The 18,603-nt window shown below is 66.4% G+C and carries 17 protein-coding genes and 1 tRNA gene; 11 read left to right on the forward strand and 7 right to left on the reverse strand.

Going from position 1 to position 18,603, the window contains the following annotated elements:
• Window positions 1–44: 44 nt before the first annotated feature.
• Together CRO50_RS02040 and CRO50_RS02045 are read right to left on the reverse strand one after the other, a co-directional pair.
• On the reverse strand, window positions 45–779 hold the full coding sequence (locus CRO50_RS02040; protein WP_097144200.1) for a hypothetical protein: 735 nt from the start codon (window positions 777–779) through the stop codon (window positions 45–47).
• Between the two features lie 79 nt (window positions 780–858).
• Window positions 859–2,328, reverse strand: a complete 1,470-nt coding sequence (locus tag CRO50_RS02045; protein WP_097144201.1) for an NAD(P)-dependent oxidoreductase — start codon at window positions 2,326–2,328, stop codon at window positions 859–861.
• A 229-nt stretch (window positions 2,329–2,557) separates the two neighbouring features.
• On the opposite strand from CRO50_RS02045, the gene CRO50_RS02050 reads away from it, so the two are divergent.
• On the forward strand, window positions 2,558–3,361 hold the full coding sequence (locus CRO50_RS02050) for an undecaprenyl-diphosphate phosphatase (RefSeq protein WP_097144202.1): 804 nt from the start codon (window positions 2,558–2,560) through the stop codon (window positions 3,359–3,361).
• Window positions 3,362–3,460: 99 nt separating this feature from the next.
• Here CRO50_RS02050 and CRO50_RS02055 read toward each other — a convergent pair whose 3' ends face one another.
• Window positions 3,461–4,450, reverse strand: a complete 990-nt coding sequence (locus CRO50_RS02055; RefSeq protein ID WP_097144203.1) for a complex I NDUFA9 subunit family protein — start codon at window positions 4,448–4,450, stop codon at window positions 3,461–3,463.
• Between the two features lie 157 nt (window positions 4,451–4,607).
• Between CRO50_RS02055 and CRO50_RS02060 the strand changes: the two genes are divergently transcribed.
• Window positions 4,608–4,694, forward strand: a tRNA-Leu gene (locus CRO50_RS02060).
• Window positions 4,695–4,896: 202 nt separating this feature from the next.
• Here the strand turns inward: CRO50_RS02060 and CRO50_RS02065 are convergent.
• A complete protein-coding gene (locus tag CRO50_RS02065; RefSeq protein ID WP_097144204.1) occupies window positions 4,897–6,264 on the reverse strand; it encodes an aminotransferase family protein in 1,368 nt (455 codons plus the stop codon).
• A gap of 193 nt (window positions 6,265–6,457) precedes the next feature.
• Between CRO50_RS02065 and CRO50_RS02070 the strand changes: the two genes are divergently transcribed.
• The 9 genes from CRO50_RS02070 to CRO50_RS02110 all read left to right on the forward strand — a co-directional run bounded on the left by CRO50_RS02070 (window position 6,458) and on the right by CRO50_RS02110 (window position 14,355).
• Window positions 6,458–7,888: an aminotransferase-like domain-containing protein gene (locus CRO50_RS02070; RefSeq protein ID WP_097144205.1), complete on the forward strand. Its 1,431-nt coding sequence runs from the start codon at window positions 6,458–6,460 to the stop codon at window positions 7,886–7,888.
• Window positions 7,889–8,029: 141 nt separating this feature from the next.
• Window positions 8,030–9,517: an aldehyde dehydrogenase family protein gene (locus tag CRO50_RS02075; RefSeq protein WP_097144206.1), complete on the forward strand. Its 1,488-nt coding sequence runs from the start codon at window positions 8,030–8,032 to the stop codon at window positions 9,515–9,517.
• A complete protein-coding gene (locus CRO50_RS02080; RefSeq protein ID WP_097144207.1) occupies window positions 9,517–10,245 on the forward strand; it encodes a sulfite exporter TauE/SafE family protein in 729 nt (242 codons plus the stop codon). The genes CRO50_RS02075 and CRO50_RS02080 overlap by 1 nt, the downstream gene beginning before the upstream one ends.
• A 139-nt stretch (window positions 10,246–10,384) precedes the next feature.
• Window positions 10,385–10,999, forward strand: a complete 615-nt coding sequence (locus tag CRO50_RS02085) for a ribonuclease D (protein ID WP_097144208.1) — start codon at window positions 10,385–10,387, stop codon at window positions 10,997–10,999.
• A 9-nt stretch (window positions 11,000–11,008) separates the two neighbouring features.
• A complete protein-coding gene (locus CRO50_RS02090; RefSeq protein ID WP_097144209.1) occupies window positions 11,009–11,617 on the forward strand; it encodes a hypothetical protein in 609 nt (202 codons plus the stop codon).
• A 5-nt stretch (window positions 11,618–11,622) separates the two neighbouring features.
• Window positions 11,623–12,135 (forward strand): LptA/OstA family protein, encoded by a 513-nt coding sequence (locus tag CRO50_RS02095; RefSeq protein WP_232617776.1) that lies wholly within the window; start codon window positions 11,623–11,625, stop codon window positions 12,133–12,135.
• Window positions 12,136–12,138: 3 nt separating this feature from the next.
• The gene (lptB, locus tag CRO50_RS02100; protein WP_097144210.1) at window positions 12,139–12,897 is read left to right on the forward strand and encodes an LPS export ABC transporter ATP-binding protein; all 759 of its coding nucleotides are present in this window, start codon (window positions 12,139–12,141) and stop codon (window positions 12,895–12,897) included.
• Window positions 12,898–13,268: 371 nt separating this feature from the next.
• Complete coding sequence (gene hpf / locus CRO50_RS02105; RefSeq protein WP_097144211.1) at window positions 13,269–13,838, forward strand: ribosome hibernation-promoting factor, HPF/YfiA family; 570 nt, start codon at window positions 13,269–13,271, stop codon at window positions 13,836–13,838.
• A gap of 52 nt (window positions 13,839–13,890) precedes the next feature.
• A complete protein-coding gene (locus CRO50_RS02110; protein WP_097144212.1) occupies window positions 13,891–14,355 on the forward strand; it encodes a PTS sugar transporter subunit IIA in 465 nt (154 codons plus the stop codon).
• 127 nt (window positions 14,356–14,482) lie between these two features.
• Here CRO50_RS02110 and CRO50_RS02115 read toward each other — a convergent pair whose 3' ends face one another.
• From CRO50_RS02115 to CRO50_RS02125, 3 genes are read right to left on the reverse strand one after another with little or no spacing between them, the layout of a single operon-like run.
• Window positions 14,483–15,889, reverse strand: coding sequence for a nodulation protein NodH (locus CRO50_RS02115; RefSeq protein WP_097144213.1), 1,407 nt, complete (start codon window positions 15,887–15,889; stop codon window positions 14,483–14,485).
• Entirely contained in the window at window positions 15,890–17,602 is a 1,713-nt protein-coding gene (locus tag CRO50_RS02120; protein WP_097144214.1) for a DUF5927 domain-containing protein, read from the reverse strand.
• Complete coding sequence (locus tag CRO50_RS02125; RefSeq protein ID WP_179747188.1) at window positions 17,599–18,600, reverse strand: glycosyltransferase family 2 protein; 1,002 nt, start codon at window positions 18,598–18,600, stop codon at window positions 17,599–17,601. Before CRO50_RS02125 ends, CRO50_RS02120 begins: the two co-directional genes overlap by 4 nt.
• Window positions 18,601–18,603: the final 3 nt, after the last annotated feature.

Consider the following 18,603-nt stretch of genomic DNA (forward strand, 5'->3'; position numbering starts at 1 on the left):
CTCCCTTTGCCGAAGTGGCGGGTTTTTGCGGGGAAGAGCGGGCCTCAGCCCTGCTCTCCGGCTGTTTCGGTTTCGCCACCTTCGGGCAGCACATCTTCACGGCGGTAGACGCCAAGCGGTTCCAGGGCGAGCCGCAGCTTGCGGGCCTGGTTGAGGAAGGCGCGTTCCAGCACCTCTCCGGTCAGTCCGGCCTCGTCCAGCAGCTCGGGCACCGTGTTGGTGCCGGTCGGCAGGACATATTGATGAATGTTCGGCGCCACCGGGAAGCTTTCCAGGTGGGCGGCCTCACCCGGCGCTTCGCCGTGGATGAGGTAGTAATCGGCATGCTGCCCCATGACCTCGCCGAGGTTGTGCAGGCGCAGGTCTTCCAGGCTCTGGCCCTCGGGGATGGCGCGGGTCGGGATGGCGTAGAGCGGGCTCAGCGCCAGCGCCACGTCGATCTCGATATAGGCGGGCATGGCGAGCGCCATGAAGCCACCCATCCCCTGGCCGAGGGCCATCACGCTCTGCGCCTCGCATTCGCGGCGATAGGCGATGGCCCATTCGACGATCTCTTCCACCAGGCGCTCGCCGTTGAGCCAAGTATCACCGGGATCGGCGAAGAAAAGCACGTTGTCGCGACCACCATGGCTGGCGGCATGGGCGAAGGCCGCCAGCGGCGCCCCGCCCTCTTCGCTGTCCCAGAAGGACAGCACGAGACGCTTGCTGGTGCCACGGTACAGCCAGACCTTCAGCTGATCGCTGTCGGATACAACGGAGATGTCGAGTTCATCGGCCATGTCACCTCCCCGGACGCCGGGGCCATCCTCTGCTGCCTGCTGACGCGCGCCGGGGCGGGCCGGCGCGCCATGGTTCTGCTTATTCCGCGGCCACCGCGGCGGGGGCATCCAGATCCTCGAGGATCGCGGCGGCGCAATCGCGCCCGTCCCGGATCGCCCAGACCACCAGCGAGGCACCGCGCACGATGTCGCCGACGGCATAGACCCGGTCCAGAGAGGTCCGGCCCGAGCCGAAGTCGGCGCGCACGGTGCCCCAGCGGGTCACTTCCAGGCCCTCGGTATCCCAGAGGGCGGGCAGATCCTCGGGCTCGAAGCCCAGGGCCTTGATCACCAGGTCGGCCTCTTCGGCATAGTCGCTGCCCTCGATCACCTCGGGGCTCTGACGGCCCGAGGCGTCGGGCTGGCCCAGGCGCATCTTCTGCACCATGGCCTGGCGAACACGACCGGCACCGGCACCGGCGCCCTCGGGCTCGATCACGCCGGTGGTGAAACCGACGGGGTTGGACAGCCAGACGAATTCCACGCCTTCTTCCTCGGCGTTCTGCACTTCGCGCTGCGAGCCCGGCATGTTCTTGCGGTCGCGGCGGTAGAGGCACTTCACGCTCTCGGCGCCCTGGCGGATCGCGGTGCGGACGCAGTCCATCGCGGTGTCACCACCGCCGACCACGACGACCTTCTTGCCCTTGGCGTTCAGCTCGCCGCTCTCGTATTCGGCAACTTCGTCACCGAAGGAGACCTTGTTGGAGCAGGTCAGATAGTCGATGGCGCGCACGATGCCCTCGGCACCCGCATTGGGGCCGGTGAGGTCGCGGGTCTTGTAAACGCCGGTGGCAATCAGCACGGCGTCATGCTTGCCGCGGATCGCGTCGAAGGAGATATCCTCGCCGACGTTGCAGTTCAGCACGAATTCGACGCCCGAGGCCTCGAGCTGGGCGACGCGGCGCATGACCACGTCCTTTTCCAGCTTGAAGCCGGGAATGCCGTAGGTCAGCAGGCCACCGGCGCGGTCGTAACGGTCGTAGACCGTGACCTGCACACCGGCGCGGCGCAGCATGTCGGCGGCCGCCAGGCCACCGGGGCCGGCGCCGATGATCGCAACGCTCTCCTCGCGCTCGACATCGGGGACGACGGGCTTGACCCAGCCGTTCTCCCAGGCGGTATCGGTGATGTACTTCTCGACGGCGCCGATGGTGACGGTGCCGTGACCCGACTGCTCGATGACGCAATTGCCTTCGCAGAGGCGGTCCTGCGGGCAGATGCGGCCACAGATCTCGGGGAAGGTATTGGTGGCCTGCGACACCGCGTAGGCCTCTTCCAGCCGGTTGGTCGCGGTCAGGCGCAGCCAGTCGGGGATGTTGTTGTGCAGCGGGCAATGGCTCTGACAGTAGGGCACGCCACACTGGCTGCAGCGGCTCGCCTGCTCTTCAGCCTTGGCGGCAGCATATTCGGCATAGATTTCGTCGAAATCATGCGAGCGGACCTTCGCATCGCGCTTCTCGGGCATGTCCCGGTCGACGTTCACGAATTTCAGCATCGGTTGCTTCGCCACGGCCAACTCCTCGTTTCGATTGTCGCTACCTTGTGGGGCGCCTTCTACAGCAGGTGTTTCAGGAATAAAAGTCAGAAGTAGTGACCTATATCCCAGCTTTCACACCACCCCGAGGCCCCAAGTGCATTTTTCTTCGGTTTATTAGGTCCGGTTCGGAACAATTAACGTGCTTCCCTCTGACTCCCAAAGGGTTAATCCTTCAGGCACGCTTTCTCCTCCAGGATTTCACATGCCCCTCTTTCAGCTACTTCTTCTCGCGATTATTCAGGGTATTACCGAGTTTCTTCCGATTTCTTCCTCAGGTCACCTGATTCTCCTGCCCGGCCTGACCGGCATGCAGGATCAGGGCCAGGTGATCGATGTTGCCGTTCATGTCGGCACTCTTGGCGCCGTTGTGCTATATTTCTGGGACGATGTGAGAGAGGCCCTCGGCGGCATTCCACGTCTCCTGCGCGGAAAGACCGATACGCCCGGCGCGCGAATGGCCTTCCTGCTGATCATTGCGACGATTCCCGGCGTGCTCTTCGGGCTCTTCCTTGCCATCACCGGCATCGACGACAAGCTGCGCTCGGTCGCGGTGATCGGCTGGACCATGCTGATTTTCGGCGTGGTGCTCTTTATCGCCGACCGGCGCGGAGACAGCGGCCGCGCCGCCAAGGACTGGACCCTGCGCGATGCGCTGGTGCTGGGCCTCTGGCAGGCGGTGGCGCTGATTCCCGGCACCTCGCGGTCGGGCATCTGCATCACCGGCGCGCTCTTCGGCGGCTTCGACCGCCAGGCGGCGGCGAAGATCTCGATGCTGATGTCGATTCCGATGATCCTGGCCTCGGCGGCCTATCTCTCGGGCGAGGTCATCGCCACGGCGGATGCCAGGGCGGCGATCGACGGCACCATCGCGGCCTTCTTCTCGTTCCTGTCGGCGCTGCTGGCCCTGGTGCTGATGATGCGGCTTCTGAAGTCAGTCAGCTTCACGCCCTACGTGATCTATCGGGTCCTGCTGGGAGCCTTCCTGCTGTGGTGGGCCTACGCCTGAAGAAACTGGCGCCTGAAGGTGGATCGGCATCCACCTTCCCGATCAGCCAAAGAAAAAGCCCGGCCAATGGCCGGGCTTTCACTGTCAGGCGGGGCGCTCTCAGTTCTTGAGATTCGCCGCCGAGGCCTTGATGGCCGCGTATTGGCCCGAGGGGCGGTGCGGCCAGAGGTAGTCGGGCATCACCGCTTCCGGCGCGACGGGCTCGAGGCCCAGGTCGGCAAAGCCCCTGGCGCCTTCGGCAACCACATTGTCCGAGCGCAGCTGACGCACCTGGTCACGGGTCAGAACGCTGTTGTTGAACAGGCCAAGGCTGAGCGTCTGCGCCAGATCCAGGCACCAGGCCATGAACTGGCCGACCACGAAGGGTAGGCCCATGATCAGGCGGCGGCGCTGCACGATGCCCAGCATGGTCTTGACCCAACCGGAGAAGGTGTCGACCTCGGGCCCGCCCAGCTCGTAGACGCCGGCATCGGCCTGGCCCAGCACGGCCTTCTCGGCAGCGGCGGCCACATCATCCACCCAGACCGGCTGGAATTTGGAGCCGGCACCGAAGAGCGGCAGGATCGGGCTCATCTTGGCCATGTTGGCGAAACGGTTGAAGAACGCGTCTTCGGTCCCGAAGATCACCGAGGGGCGCAGGATCACGGCGCCGGGCATGGCGTCCAGAACGGCCTCTTCACCGGCGGCCTTGCTCTGCGCATAGAGGCTTTCGCTCTCGGCATCCGCCCCGATGGCCGAGACATGCACCATGCCGGCCACGGCTTCTTCGGCGGCGATACGGGCGATGCGCCCCGCGCCCTCGGCCTGAACGGCCTCGAAGTTGTTCTTGCCCTTGGCGGCGAAGGTGCCGACGCAGTTCACGACCACGTCCGAGCCGCGGGTGGCGGCACGCACCGAATCGTCATCGCGGATGTTGCAGAAGATCGGCTCGACCTGGCCGACGACCCCATAGGTGCGCACGAAACCCGCTTCGCCGGGCCGACGGCAGGCCACACGCACGCGCCAGCCCTGCTGCGCCATGCGCCGGGCGATATAACGGCCGACGAATCCCGACCCGCCGAAAATGGTGACAAGCTTCGAATTGGGCATGGAAGACCTCCGGCTGATCGAATTCTTCCTGTTCCTAGCCCCGCTTTTCCTTGTGAGCAAGGCGCTTGGCAGCTTTGCGCTACGGAGTTTCGGAAAATACGAAAAAACCTCGTTGACACTCTCCGGGCTGACCCATATATCGCCCTCCACGACACCGGCCCAGGTGGCGGAATTGGTAGACGCGCTAGCTTCAGGTGCTAGTACTCGCAAGGGTGTGGAGGTTCGAGTCCTCTCCTGGGCACCACAAACAAGCCCCCGTGAAACCTCTGGTTTCCGGGGGTTTTTTGTTGCCCAAGCCCCAGGGCACCCTTCCAGAAACGCCCCGCAAGGTCCCCCGGCCACGGCCAGCCGACCGATGCGGCGACGCAGGACCGGGCCGGACGAAAAAACCCCGGCGCCCGATGTCGGGAGCCGGGGCCAGGGGCCGGCCGGGGAAGAGGGACCGATCAGCCGAAGACGCGAGTCAGGGCCACGTCCATGGCGCCGGTGATCTCGTCGATATTGTCCTTCGTCGCGATCAGCGCGGGGCTGAGGCAGAGCGTGTTGTTGAAGCCGGGCAGCGAGCGGTTGGTGACACCGATCATCACGCCCTGGGCGCCACATTCGGCCACCACCTGCTGGGCCAGCTTCTCGGCCACGGGTTCCTTGGTGGCACGGTCGGCCACCAGCTCGGCACCCAGGAACAGGCCCTTGCCGCGCACGTCGCCCACGACCTTGTGCTTCTCCATCAGCTCTTCGAGCTTGGTCAGGCAGTACTCACCCATCTGGGTGGTGTTCTCCAGCAGACCTTCGTTCTCGATGATCTCCATGTTGGCCAGGGCCGCCGCCGGACCAGCGGTGCAGCCGCCGAAGGTGGAGATATCGCGGAAGTAGTTCAGCGGGTCGCTGGCATCGTCCTTGAACATGTCGAAGACCTCTTCGGTCGTGACAAGGCAGGCGATGGCGGCATAGCCCGAGGCCACACCCTTCGCCATGGTGACGAAATCGGGCTTGATGCCATAGTGCTGATAGCCGAACCAGGTGCCGGTCCGGCCGACGCCGCAGACGACCTCGTCGATGTGCAGCAGCACTTCGTACTTCTTGCAGATCTCCTGCACGCGCTCCCAGTAGCCCTTGGGCGGGGTGATAACGCCACCGCCGGCGGTGACGGGTTCCAGGCAGATGGCACCGACGGTCTCGGGGCCTTCGCGCAGGATGACCTCTTCAATGGCATCGGCGGCGCGCTGGCCGTAGTCCTCGACATCCCACTGCTTGCGGTACTCAAGGCAATGCGGGACCTCGACGAAGCCGGGGGTCAGCGGGCCGTACTGCATGTGGCGCTCGGGCTGACCGCAGGCCGACAGGGCGGCAATGGTGGTGCCGTGGTAGTCGCGCTCGCGGAACAGGATCTTGGTCTTCTTGCCGCCAAAGCGCTTGTGCGCGATCTGGCGGACCATCTTGAAGGCCTTCTCGTTCGCCTCGGAGCCCGAGTTGCAATAGTAGACGCGGCTCAGGCCCGGCATCTTCTCGATCAGCTTTTCCGAGAACTTCGCACCGGGGATCGAGCCCGCGGAACCGGCGAAGTAGTTCAGCTTCACCAGCTGCTCGCGCACCGCATCGGCGATGCTTTCGCGGCCATAGCCGACATTGACCGTCCAGACCCCGCCCGAGACGGCGTCCAGGTAGCGGGTGCCCTTGGCATCCCAGACATGGATGCCCTTGCCCTCGACGATCACGCGGGGATCGGAGGTCTCGAAGGGCTTATGCTGGGTCAGGTGGTGCCAGACGTGGGCCTTGTCGGCGGCCACGACATCGCTGAGATCGTTATCGTACATGTTCTTCTCCCTGAGGGGTTCTGCGCCCTAAAAGACCATCTGACCGGTGTTGGGACAGGTCCAGCGGGCGGACTTCCATGGGGCCAGAGGCGTTTTCGCCCGATTTCCGCCGGATCACCCGCCCCGGTGCCGCGACATTCGGCAGCCAAGGGGCTATCCTGCGGCCCCGGACCCCGCCAGTAGACCACGAACCATGCTGAATTTCATCTCCCGTCACGGCTCAGAGCCGATCCAGTCGCAGCTGCGGCGGGGCATCGTGGATGCGATTCACTCGGGCCAGATGCAACTGGGCCAGAAGATGCCCGCCTCGCGGCAGCTGGCCGGGCAGCTCGGCATTGCCCGCAACACGGTGACGGCGGTCTACGAGGACCTGGTGGCGCGCGGCTACCTGGAATCGCGGCCCCGGCTGGGCGTCTTCGTCGCCCGCGACCTGCCCGCCGAACCCGGCACCGCGCCGCGCCCCCGCCCCGGCGACGGGCCCGACTGGGACACCCGCCTGAACCAGCGCCCCTCGCGCCTGCGCCACCTGCAGAAGCCCTCGAACTGGCAGGATTACCGCTATCCCTTCATCTCGGGGCAGGTCGATCCCAGCCTGTTTCCGATCAACACCTGGCGCAGCTGTTCCCGCGATGCGCTTGGCCGCTCGGCCATCGACTGGTGGACCGCCGACCGCGCCGACGAGGACGACCCCCTGCTGGTCGAGCAGATTCGCAGCCAGATCCTGCCCCAGCGCGGGATCTACGCCCGCAGCGACGAGATCCTCGTGACGCTCGGCGCGCAGGAGGGGCTCTACCTGCTGGCCCGCCTGCTGGCCGGGCCCGGCACCACCGTGGGCTGCGAGCGCCCCGGCTATCCCGACAGCCGCCACATCATGCAGCTCTCGGGCGCCGCGATCCGCGACCTGTCGGTGGACGGCGAAGGGGCAAGGCTGGAGGGGGCCATGGACCTGGCCGTGCTGACACCGGGCTTCCAGAGCCCCACCATGGTCACCATGTCCCCCGCCCGCCAGGCCGAGGTGCTGGACCGCGCCGCCCGCGACGACATCCTGCTGATCGAGGACGATTACGAAGGCGCCACCGCCGCGCCAGGCACCACCACCCTGCGCGGGCTCGACCGCTCGGGCCGGGTCGCCTACCTGGGCACGCTGTCGAAGATCCTGGCGCCGGGCGTGCGGCTTGGCTTCCTCGTCGCCGACCCGGCGCTGGTGGCCGAGGCCCGCTGGCTGCGTCGCCTCATCCACCGCTCTGCCCCGCTGAACAACCAGCGCACCGCCGGGATCTTCCTGGCCGAAGGCCACTACCTGGCCCTGCAACGCCGCCTGCGCGAGGCCCTCATGCGCCGCCACGCCGAGGTGCTGGCCGCCTGCGCCCGCTACCTGCCGGGCTTCCGTCACCCCGAGACCTCGGGCGGCACCTCGCTCTGGCTGGAATGCCCCGAGGGCCTGGACGGCCGCGCCCTGATCACGGAAGCCGCCCGGCGCGGGGTACTGATCGAATCCGGTGACGCCTTCGTCCCCGAAGAACAGGCCGGGCGCTTCCTGCGCCTCGGGATCTCTCATATCGACGAAGCGCGGATCGACGACGGCCTGGCAGAGCTGGGACGCGCTGCCGACAGCCTGCGCTGATCTGGCCACATCAAAGCGCGATTCTGGCCCTATCGGCCCCGCCCCGATCCTCCTAGGTTCGCGCCGACCGGCCGCATCTCCTCCGAGGCGGCCCCTCCCCCAATTGCGACCCATGCGCCCGAGGCGCCAAGGAGAACAACAATGACCACGCCTGTCCTTCCCCACTCCCCCGAAGCCCTGATCGCCACCTATGAAGGCGTCAACCTGGTCGGCGGCGCGAAGGTCCCTGCTGCGGCGACCCTGCCGGTGATGAACCCCGCCACCGGCGCGCAGATCGGCCTGGCCGCCGCCTCGGACGAAGCCGAGACCGCCGTCGCCATCGAGGTCGCCGCCGCCGCCTTCACCGCCTGGTCGCAGACCCCGGCCCGCGCCCGTGGCAAGCTGGTCGCCGAAGCCGCCCGCGCGCTGAGCGCCAACGCCGAGGTCATCGCCCAGGTCCTGGCCCGCGAGACCGGCAAGGCCATCCGCACCGAATGCCGCGGTGAAGTCGCCACCGCTATCGACATCCTGGACTTCTACGCCGGCCTCGGCTCCGAGCTGAAGGGCGAGACGGTGCCCTTCCACCCCCGCTCGCTGACCACCACCATCCGCGAACCGCTCGGCGTGGTCGGCGCCATCCTGCCCTGGAACGTGCCGCTGGTGCTGATGATGCTGAAGATCGCCCCGGCGCTGGTGGCGGGCAACACCGTGGTGGTGAAAGCCTCCGAAGAGGCCCCCTTCGCCACCTTCGCCATGGTCGACCTGATCGCCCGGATCCTGCCCGAAGGCACGGTGAACGTGATCAACGGCACCGGCCCGGCCTGCGGCGCACCGCTCTGCGCCCACCCGAAGGTCGCCAAGATCACCTTCACCGGCTCCGAGGCCGTCGGCCAGGCCGTCTATGAAGCCGCCGCCAAGAAAATCATCCCGGTCAGCCTGGAACTCGGCGGCAAATCCCCGATGATCGTCTGCGCCGATGCGGATCTGGGCAAGGCTGTCTCCGGGGCCATCTCGGGCATGCGCTTCACCCGCCAGGGGCAAAGCTGCACCGCCGCCAGCCGCATCTACGTCCACGCCGACCTGATGGAGCCCTTCCTGTCCCAGCTGACCGAGGCACTGGAGAAGCTGAAGATCGGCGACCCGCTGGACGAGTCCACCGACGTCGGCACCATCATCAACGCCAAGCAGGCAAAGGTGATCCGCGATTTCGTCGCCAAGGCGGAAGAGACCCCCGGCGCCCGCGTGTTGCGCTTCGGCCAGCTGCCCGAGGGCACTGACCTCTCGCCCGATCTCTTCCTGCAGCCCACGCTGCTGATGGACCTGCCCGCCGATCACCCCTGCATCCAGCAGGAAATCTTCGGCCCCGTCGCCTATCTGGAGGCCTGGACCGACTACGAAGAGGTGATGGCCAAGGCCAATGACACCCACTACGGCCTCGCGGCCTCGGTCTGGACGACCTCTCTGTCCACCGCGCTCGACAGCACGGCGCGACTCAACGCGGGCTACGTGCAGGTGAACCAGAACCTGACCATCCAGCCCAATGTCTCCTACGGCGGCTTCGGGCGCTCGGGGCTGGGCAAGGAGGCCTCGCTGGAGGCCATGCTGGCACATTTCACCCGGTCGAAAACCATCGTTCTGAACTTCGACTGATGGATCAGATCACGCTTATCTGCACCGCCGTCTTCGCGGCGGCGGTGCTGCGCGGGCTGACGGGCTTCGGCTTCGCCCTGGCGGCGGTGCCCGCGCTCAGTCTCTTCCTGGACCCGGCGCAGGCGGTGACCATCGCCATCCTGCTGCAATGCATGGTGGGTCTGCGCGACCTGGCGCTGATGCGGAAACTGGTGCAATTCCGAGCGCTTGGCCTGATGGGCGCGGGCGCGCTGATCGGCACGCCACTGGGCATCTGGGGGCTGACGCTGCTGCCGGCGGATGTCATGCGGCTGGTGCTGGCGGGGATCGTCGGCATCGGCCTCGCCGCGCTGATCCTGAAGACCCGCCTGCCGCCGGGCCCCGGCCCGGCCATTGGCGCGGGCTTCGCCTCGGGGCTCTTCTCGGGGCTGGCGGCCATGCCCGGCCCGCCCGCCATCGCCTACTTCCTGGGCACGGAAACCCCGGCGAAACAGACCCGCGCCTCGCTCATGGTCTTCTTCTTCCTGACCTCGCTGATCGCCATGCCGGGCCTCTGGCTGACCGGCCGGCTACATGCGGAAACCTTCACCCAGGCCCTGATCGCCTTCCCGGCGCTGCTGATCGGCACCTGGGCCGGAGGCCGCGCCTTCGAGAAACTGGGCGAAGGCGGCTACCGCACCGCCGCCACCGCCCTGCTGGGCGTCACGGCAGCGGTCACCGCGACCCGCGGCCTTGCCGGGCTCCTCTAGCCTCATCACCAGGCTGAAAATACTCCGGGGGGGAATTGAGCCGCAGGCTCAAGGGGGGCAGAGCCCCCACCCCCAAGCGACATTTGCATCCTGCCCCGCAACGCCCTAAGTCATTTCCAACTGCCGAAGGATGCCGCCCGTGACCAATCACCTGTACAAGAACGACCTGCCCGACGGTCTGGACCTCGGCCCCGTGGTGGCCATCGACTGCGAGACCATGGGCCTGAACCCGCACCGCGACCGGCTCTGCGTGATCCAGATGTCCGGGGGCGACGGCAATTCCCATATCGTCCAGGTCGAGAAGGGCCAAACCGAGGCCCCGAACCTCTGCCGCATGCTGGAGGACCCGCAGGTCCTGAAGCTCTTCCACTTCGGGCGCTTCGACATCGCGGCCATGTACAATGCCTTCGGCGCGCTCGCCGCGCCGGTCTATTGCACCAAGATCGCCAGCCGGCTGGTGCGCACCTATACCGACCGCCACGGGCTGAAGAACCTGACCCAGGAGCTGATCGGCGTCGATATCTCGAAACAGCAGCAGATGTCGGACTGGGGCGCGCCCGAGCTGACCGATGCGCAGCTCGACTACGCGGCCTCGGATGTCCTCTACCTGCACCAGCTGCGCGACAAGCTGGACCAGCGCCTCGCCCGTGAAGGCCGCACGGAGATGGCCCAGGCCTGCTTCGACTTCCTGCCGATGCGCGCCAAGCTCGACCTGGCCGGCTGGCCCGAGATCGACATCTTCGCCCATTCGTAAGGAGCGCCAATGGCCGTCAGCGAGGCATCCCGCGCCCGGTATATCCGCTGGCTGAAGATCGCCCTGCCGCTGGCGGCCATGGCCCTGCTGTCGACGCTCTTCCTGCTCTCGGACAATGCCGATCCCATGGCCGAGATCCCCTTCTCGACCATCGACCTCGAGGAATCCGCCCGCAGCCAGCGCGTCACCCGGCCCAGCTTCGCCGGCGCCAGTGCCGAGGGCGACCTGATCGCCTTCACCGCCGCCGAGGCCCGCCCCCGCGACGACAACCGGCTCGACGCCACCGAGCTCAACGCGCGGATCGACATGACCTCCGGCAACGGGCTCGACGTCAGCGCCGCGACGGGGCTGATCGACCAGCCCGCCGATACCGCGACGCTGGCGGGCGGGGTGCTGATCACCACCACCACCGGCTACCGGATCCAGACCGAAGAGATCGACATGGGCATGAAGGCCCTGCGCGCCCAGACCGCCGGAGAGATCCGCGCCGAAGGTCCGCCGGGCCGCTTCACCGCCGGGCGCATGGAACTGACCACCGACCCGGAAACCGGCAAGCCCTATTTGGTTTTCACCCAAGGGGTGAAGCTGGTATATCTGCCCGGAACGACCGAGGAGTGACCGCCATGACCCGCGCCAAGACCCGCCAGATTTCGCTGCGCAGCCTCACCCTCGTGACCGGGATGCTTGCCGCGATGAGCCTCGGCGCCCAGGCCCAGGAGACCTCGATCCCCTTCGGCACCGCCTCGGACAGCGCCGCACCGATCCAGGTCGAATCCGAGACGCTCTCGGTCAGCCAGGACGATGGCGCGGCGATCTTCCAGGGGGCCGTGCTGGTCGAGCAGGACGAAATGCGCCTGACCGCCGCCAGGGTCGAGGTGATCTATGACGAGGACCAGTCCCGCATCGAGCGGCTCGAAGCCACCGGCGGTGTGACCCTGGTCTCGGGCGAGGACGCCGCCGAGGCCGATCGCGCCGATTACGCTGTCGAGGATGGCGATCTCGTGCTTTCCGGCAACGTGCTGCTGGTGCGCGGCCTCTCGACCATCTCGGCCGAGCGGATGCGCATCAATGTCGACGCCGGCACCGCCGTGATGGAAGGCCGCGTGCGCACCTTCCTGACCCAGGACGGTAACTGAGCCATGACCGCCGCCCATCTCACGCTTGAGGAAGGTCAGCAGGGCCTGCGCATCCAGTCCCTGCGCAAGGCCTATCGCAAGCGCGTGGTGATCCGCGATGTCTCGATGAGCCTGGACCGGGGCGAGGTGGTGGCGCTGCTCGGGCCCAATGGCTCCGGCAAGACGACCACCTTCTATTCCATCGCCGGGCTGGTGATTCCCGAGGGCGGCCGGGTGATTCTCGACGGCACCGACGTGACCGGCCTGCCGATGTATCGCCGCGCCAAGCTGGGCATAGGCTATTTGCCGCAGGAGATGTCGATCTTCCGCGGCATGAACGTCGAGGACAACATCGCCTCGATTCTCGACATCACCTATTCCGACCGCCACAAGCGGCGCGAGCGGCTGGAAGAACTGCTGTCGGAATTCTCGATCGAGCACCTCCGCCGCGCCCCCGCCCTGGCCCTGTCGGGCGGCGAAAGACGCCGGGTCGAGATCGCCCGCTGCCTTGCCGCCGAACCCAAGTACCTGCTGCTGGACGAGCCCTTCGCCGGCGTCGATCCGATCTCGGTCGCGGATATCCGCCACCTGGTGGCGGACCTGAAAACCCGCGGCATCGGGGTGCTGATCACCGATCACAACGTCCGCGAAACCCTCGAGATCGTCGACCGCGCCTATATCCTGCACGACGGCAAGGTGCTGATGTCGGGCACCCCCGACGAAGTGGTGCAGAACGACAATGTGCGCCGCGTCTACCTTGGCGACTCTTTCCGCATCGGCTGACACCGGCCACCTCGGGCCGCCCCGCAAACCGGGCCAATCCAAGTGATTTTTCCGTGCGGTCCCGGCGCGGTTTTCAAGGGCATTTCCCTCACAAACCCTTGAGAGGGCGGGAAAAAGCCCAAGGCCGCACCGGCATGGGCAGGGTTACGCCTTGGCAAGCTACCCTACCGGATTTCATTGACAGAAGCGCCCGACTCCTCGTCAAATGAACCCATGACAGCTTTGCGACACGCCGAATTCGGATTTTCGGTCCGCCCTTGCGGAAGCGGGGGATATTGGCGCCGCAACCTGTCGATTTTCCGCAGCATTCGAGCCTGAGCCCGCGGCACCCGCCGCAGGCTGACGCCCGACATGTCATGAGAGGAGACGGAATGCGTTACAAGATCACCGGCAAACAGATCGACATCGGCGATGCGTTGCAAACCCACGTCAAGGACGGCGTGAACGCGGCAATTGCGAAATACGCCGAACGACCTACGGACGCGAGCGTGACCTTCTCCAAGGACGCCCACGAATATACCTGCGAAACCACCGTTCACCTGTCGACCGGGCTGACCGCCCAGGCCAAGGCAAATTCGACCGAAATTTACGCCGCTTTCGAGAAATGCTGCGACAAGATGGAGAAGCAGCTGCGCCGTTACAAGCGCCGGTTGAAGGACCACCACAAAACGCGGGCGACCCCGGTTGAAATTATGGAGGGGTCCTCGTATATCCTCGCCTCGGATCAAGAGAGCACGGACCCTGAACCGGAAAGCCTGCAACCCGTCATCGTGGCGGAAATGGAAACCCGGATCCCGTCGCTCTCCGTCGGCGAGGCCGTCATGCAAATGGAACTGGCCGGAGCCCCGGTGTTGGTGTTCCGAAATGAAGGTAAGAACGGGCTGAACGTGGTGTATCGCCGCGATGATGGAAATATCGGCTGGATCGACCCACGCAGTTAGAGGCCATGGCGCCCCTCTGCAGGGGTGAACCGCCCGAAAAACGTGAGGCAGAATGAAACTGTCACAGATCCTCAAGCCCGAGGCGATCAAGGTGATCGCCTCGGCTTCGAGCAAGAAACGCCTTTTGCATGACGTTGGCGAACTGGCCCATTCGGCTCTGAAGCTGAACCAGTCGCGCGTTGTCGAGGCGCTGCAAGAGCGTGAATCGCTCGGCCCTACCGGCGTCGGCCATGGCGTTGCGCTTCCGCATGCGCGCCTGGACGGCGTGGATTCGGTCCGTGGCTGCTTCATCATGCTCGAGAAGCCCGTCGATTTCGACGCCATCGACCGCCAGCCGGTGGACCTGGTCTTTGCGCTCTTCGCGCCGCAGGAAGCCGGTGTCGATCACCTGAAGGCCCTGGCCCTCGTCTCGCGTTCGCTGCGCGACCAGGCGCTGTGCCGCAAGCTGCGCGCCAATCCCGATGCCTCGACGCTCTACGCGCTGCTGACCTCGGACCAGAACGTTCAGGCCGCCTGACCGGGGCGGCCGCGCGACCAGGGCTGCAAGCGGAAGACCGCAAGGTCGAAGCCAGGCGCCCGGTTCAACCCGGTGAAGTCCCGGGGCGCCACCACCGCGCCGGTACCCAGGCCGCGGGCGGGCCCTGCTACCGCCAGGGGCCGAAGCCGAACAGCAGGTAGTCACGCGCATAGGCATCTGCGGCGGCGGCCTCGATCTCTTCGTCGTATATCTCCGCCAGCTCGAATGGGCTGTCCTTCGGCCCCTCCGCCAGCTGCGGCGCCGCGCGCCCGACACGGGCGGCGAGATGCGCCAGATCGGCCTCCATCTCGTCCTCGCGCAGCACCAGGTCCGGCGTGACGAACTGAGAGAACCCCTCGAGCACCGCCGCCTGGCTGGCCCAATGGGGGTCGATCCTGAGGCCGGTCTGCTGCGCCAGGTTGGCCTTCAGGAAACCCAGGAAGCCCAGGAAGGCCTCGCGGTGCTGCTCCTGCGAATAGGCACCACCGGGCGTGCCGGGGATGGGCAGCTTGTAGCGCTGGCGCAGCACCTTGCGGATCTCGGCGAAACCGCCGCCCAGGATCTTGTCACAGAACACCCTGTGCGCCCGCCGGACGGGATGGGGCAGCACGGTGAAGCTGCGATGTCCGGGCCGCGCCCGCAGCCATTGCCGCAGCTCCTTCTGGCTGAGTTTTCTCTGCAAATCCCGCGGCTTGCCCCCCTCCAGCGCGGCCAGCCACTGCAAGACCTGCCGCTCGGGCCCGCCCTTCACCGGCATGTAGAGCAGCGGCACGTCCCGGCAGGCGGCGAAACTGGGCACCTGCGGCCCGCGCCGGGGCTCGAAGTTCGGGGTGCGCGAGAGGTTGAAACGGTCCAGCCGGGCGAGGCTCTCGGCCATCTCCGCGAAGTTCTCGACCTTCTCGGAGAGGGGCTCGGGGTTCTGCACCTTCAGCTTCTGCTCCAGCCCCTCCAGCCGCGCCTCGACGCCCAGGAAGGCGGCCAGCCCGTTCATCACCTCGAGGCTCTGCAGGTCGTCGTAATCGACATAGAAGGCGGTCTGCCCGGTGACCTGGAGGCTGCGCATCACGCGCATCTGGAAGCCCTGGAGCGCCTCGAGGTGGGCCTCGAACTCGGCGGCGTCGAAAGAGGCGCGGGTCTCCTTGCGGCGGCGCACGTCGGTCAGCTTCCACTGGCCGGTGGCCTGGGCGATCTTCCAGCTGACATAGCTTTCCGCCGGGTTGCGGGTCAGCACGATCTTGGCGCAGCCGGGATCGGTCAGCAGCAGGTCCAGCACCCGCTGGTCATGGTCGTGGAAGAAGCGGAACCCGTTGAGCCCCGGCGCCTGGCGTATCGCCTGCAACAGCGCAAGGGGGTCGGCATCCCGCGCCGCCTTGTCGAAGCCGAGGCAGTCCTCGGCATTGGGATAGGCGATGAAGGCCGGGTTGAAGACCTCGCCCAGGCACGAGACGCCCTCAAGCGCATTCAGGTTGGCCTCGAGAAGATTCGAGCCGGTGCGCATCTCGGCGAGCAGGATGAAGGAGTGGAAGCGGGTCATCTATTTCTTCACCATATAGGGTCGGCGCGGCTTGTCGTCTGGCTCTTCGTCCTGGGCCGGCTCGTCGACCTCGGCGGGGAAATCGCCCATCAGGTAGGGGTGCATCCCCTGGTTCTTCAGCGATTGCAGGAAGGCCCCGAACCCCGTCAGGTCGCGCATCTCGGGGAGCTCGGGCAGGCGTCGGGCGGTGCGCAGGCCCATCTCGTCGATGCTGGCCTGCAGCGCCTCGGAGGGGGCCTCGACCACCTCGGCCATGGACCAGATCTGCGCCCGCGCCTTCGCCCAGGGAGAGCGCAGCGCATCCAGAAACTCATGCTCGATCCGTTGCAGCCGCGCGGCCTCGCGGCGGATCTCCTCGAAGGGGCGGCGGGTGCGGAAGAGCGGCACCGCCCAGGCCCCGGCAATGACCGAGACATGGGCGTTGCCATCCTTGGCCATGTCCCAGGCAACCGCCTGGTTGGCGCGGGGGGAATACTGGAAGCACTGGCGCTCGCCACGGGTGTTCCAGATCAGGTTGGTCAGGAAGGTGCGCGGGCTGTGATCGCGCAGCGCCGCCTTGGCCGTCAGCGCGCCGTTGATCACCTGCTGCCCCCCCGAGAACTCGGCGTCGCCGGGGCCGAAGATCTGGCCATGCACGCGGCAGCCCGCGGTGCGCGACAGCCAGGCCTCGAAATCCTCGAAGAGCTCGGTGAACCCCTGGAAGACCGAATACCTGGCCCCGGTGAGCCCGCCCTCCCAGCCCTCGCGCGGGAAGCGCGACTGCATGTAGAGCCCGGTGCGCCCGCGGGTGCGCCGCTCCGAGGCGGTCGAGAAGATGCGGTCGATCTTGCCGGGGTTCGGCTCGCGCCGCTTCATCGCGCCTTCGGCATCGGTCAGGAAGACCCGGTAGAGCCGGTTGGCATGGGGCCAGATCTTGCGGGCGACGAAGCAATCCGAACGGCGCAGCAGCTGCAGGTGATCGTCGTAGAAGATATGCGGCTTGCCCTGGAAATCGAACTTCGACAGCGTCAGAGAGCGGCTTTCCACATGGGTGGAATGCTTGCGCGCCAGGGTCTGGAAATAGCTTTCGTCCGGAATCCAGACCTTGCGGAAGTAGCGGTCGTACTCGGCGCGCTGCGGGTCCGTCAGGATGGCCTGAAGGGTCTGCCGGGTCAGGCACCACCACTGGCTGCCCATATGCGGCACCACGCCATCGGGGATACGGCGGCGAAAGCCCAGCTTGCGCTGGAACTCCACGTATCTGTCGAAGGCCCGTCGCTGGGTCTTCCACGAGAAGGGGAAGCGCAGGGTGAAGCGTTCCTCGTCCAGGCCGCCGACGGTCCAGGGCACATCGGCCGTGGTGGCGCTTTCGATGAAATCGGTGCGCGGACGGGCGGCCAGGTAGGTCTTCAGCTCGTCCACCGGGCGCAGAGGCAGGCAGGAGCCCGAGGACAGGAAGACATGCTGCACCTCCGCATGGTCCCCCAGCAGCATCTCGCAGGCATCCTGGGTGGCGGCGACGATGCCCCAGGCGCCCCAGGTACAGACATGTCGGCTGCTGAAACGGATCAGGGCCACATCCGACAGCGCCTCGCGAAAGGCCTTGTAGCGGCGATCCGAGACCTTGGCATCGACATGGATCACCACCGGGCAACCGGCAGCGGCCCAGTGCCGCGCCACCTGCTCGGCCCGGCCAAGGGCGGTGTGCACCAGCATGACGATGCCGACGCTCATGCCCAGTTCCCCTTGGACATCAGCCCGAGAATCTCGAGCTGGCGCCAGTTGATGTATTTCTCGCTCCATTTGCACCACAGATCGGGGTCGGCCTGCAGGCGCTCGTGATAGGCGATATATTCGCGCGACTTGCCGTAGTGCTGACCGCGCAGCAGCTCTTCCTGGGCCTTGGCGCCGAAGGTATCCAGGAACTTGGTGTGCAGCAGCGCGCCCGAGGCCTTCTCGCCGCCCCACTCATCGAAGACCAGGTTCAGCCCGCGTGGCAGCAGCGAATGGGTCGAGGAGTTGTAGGCGTAGCGCCGGCTCCAGCGCACCAGCGGGATCTTGTTCAGCGCCGGAGCCTTCCAGGGGTCATCGTCGAAGAAGACCCGCATGCGCGGACCGCCCTGGATCCACAGGTTTCCGTGCTTCCAGTTGCGGCTGATGGTGTAATTTCCCGCATCGAACCAGCAGGCGATCTCAAGCGGGTCCTGCCCTTCGACGTAGGGCTGCGCGCTGAGCGGCCCCTTGGGGTACATGTCCAGCAGCATGGCCGAGAACGAGCGGATCTCGCAGGCGTCCAGCCAGTCGCAGAGCGCGGCCATGGGGCGGGTGTCGCAGAAGGGGTAGACGAAGAACTCGTCGGGATCGACGGTCAGGCACCAGTGCTCGTGGCCGTAGCGCATCAAGAGCCAGTTGATCCAATCCATGCCGTAACGCGACTGCCGGTAGCTGGCCGAGGTGGTCCAGACCGAGCAATCCTCCTGCCCGGCCAGGTACTCTCGGGAGCCATCGCTGCTGTCATTGTCCACGAAAAGGAAATGATTCACCCCCAGATCGCGGTAGTATTCAAGGAAGTAGGGCAGCCGGACGCGCTCGTTTCGCAGCGTCGTGAAGGCCAGGATATCGCGGCGGCGGATCTTGCGGGCACGGTTGCTTACGGGCTTGAGCTGATGGCGTTTGCGCAGGGCGCGGTAGAGATGAAAGCGCCTCTCTCGTCCCAGTTTGTAGGCGTCCATCAG

Source organism: Pseudooceanicola antarcticus (assembly GCF_900215355.1).
Taxonomy (GTDB): Bacteria; Pseudomonadota; Alphaproteobacteria; order Rhodobacterales; family Rhodobacteraceae; genus Pseudooceanicola; species Pseudooceanicola antarcticus.